The organism is Mesorhizobium tamadayense, from assembly GCF_003863365.1.
GTDB classification, from domain to species: Bacteria; Pseudomonadota; Alphaproteobacteria; order Rhizobiales; family Rhizobiaceae; genus Mesorhizobium; species Mesorhizobium tamadayense.
Genome location: NZ_RQXT01000174.1, coordinates 1 through 1,069, shown reverse-complemented (window position 1 = coordinate 1,069; position 1,069 = coordinate 1). Strand labels below are relative to the sequence as shown.

The window sequence follows — 1,069 nt, the reverse complement described above, 5'->3', positions numbered from 1 at the left end:
GAAGTTGAGCCAGGGTATGTATCCATTCGCGGAACTCCACAGCATCAAGACCTGCAGGCACGTCCATACCGGGACACCGATCAGCAGCGACCGCAGCATATTGTCGAGGGTCTGCTTATTGAACCAAAATACATCGGATTGCTGATCCGCCGGGAACTTGTGGTTGTACTTAAATCGGTTCCCTTGCCGACGGCGAACGTAAAGCGGCAACTCCCAACCTTGGTACCAGAGAAAGGCCAGGATGAGGTTCACCGCCAGCATTTTCAGCGACCACCCCCATGCAAAGGTCTGCAGGACTGCGGCGTCAGGGACAACCAGCTGCCAGTAGGCGAGTGCCGAGACCATGAACAGCAGGTTGTACGGAAAGAAGTAAGATGGAAGCCACTTCAGAAGCTTCTTTGGATTGGGAGGGAAGAGCCATATCGGCGCCGGCTCCAATAGCTCGTTGGGAGCCCAGTCGCCGCGTTTGCTGCGCGTTCCAAACTTAAGATCGTCCATCGGATGCTCCTCTCGATCTCGCCCCGAAAGGCCCGATCGGCCGACAATATGCCAATATTCCAACAAATGTTCAATAACTAAATCCGGTTGATTTACAAAAAAAATCATGCCAGAATTTCGGCCGTGCTCCTACGGCAAGCTGACGCGTGGAAGACGAAGCACTATGACCGCATTCACGCGCTCAAAGGGAGCGTCAATTGGGACATCAGACGCGGCGGCACTGGCGATGGCATCGCGGGGCGTTCTGGACGTCAAGACCGGCCAGCAGTAACGAGGAGGGCGCCATGATAACCGGCGTTTCCGATCTGAACTCCCCTGAGAACGTGAGCTGTATCCAATGTCAGTCGACAGCACCTTCAACGCATTCGTAGGCAACGCGACGCACCGTGGCGGCAACCAGATAGGTGTCAAACACTACAATGAGCGTCTAATCCTGAGTCTGATCCAGGAGGCTGGCGCGCTTTCCAAGGCCGAGATCGCGCGCATTACACATTTGTCCTCGCAAACGGTCACGATTATCGTAAATCGCCTCCTCAAGGAAGGATACTTGCGGAAGAAGGACGTAATCCGG

1 protein-coding gene and 1 pseudogene are annotated in these 1,069 nt (G+C 54.8%); one reads left to right on the top strand and one right to left on the bottom strand.

Annotation, left to right across the window (positions count from 1 at the left end; all coding sequences use genetic code 11):
* Positions 1 to 498 (bottom strand): annotated as a pseudogene (locus tag EH240_RS37065) (sterol desaturase family protein); the annotation flags it as partial.
* A gap of 337 nt (positions 499 to 835) precedes the next feature.
* Here EH240_RS37065 and EH240_RS37060 point away from each other — a divergent pair.
* A partial coding sequence (locus tag EH240_RS37060; RefSeq protein ID WP_148101184.1) for a MarR family transcriptional regulator occupies positions 836 to 1,069 on the top strand: 234 nt, incomplete at its 3' end.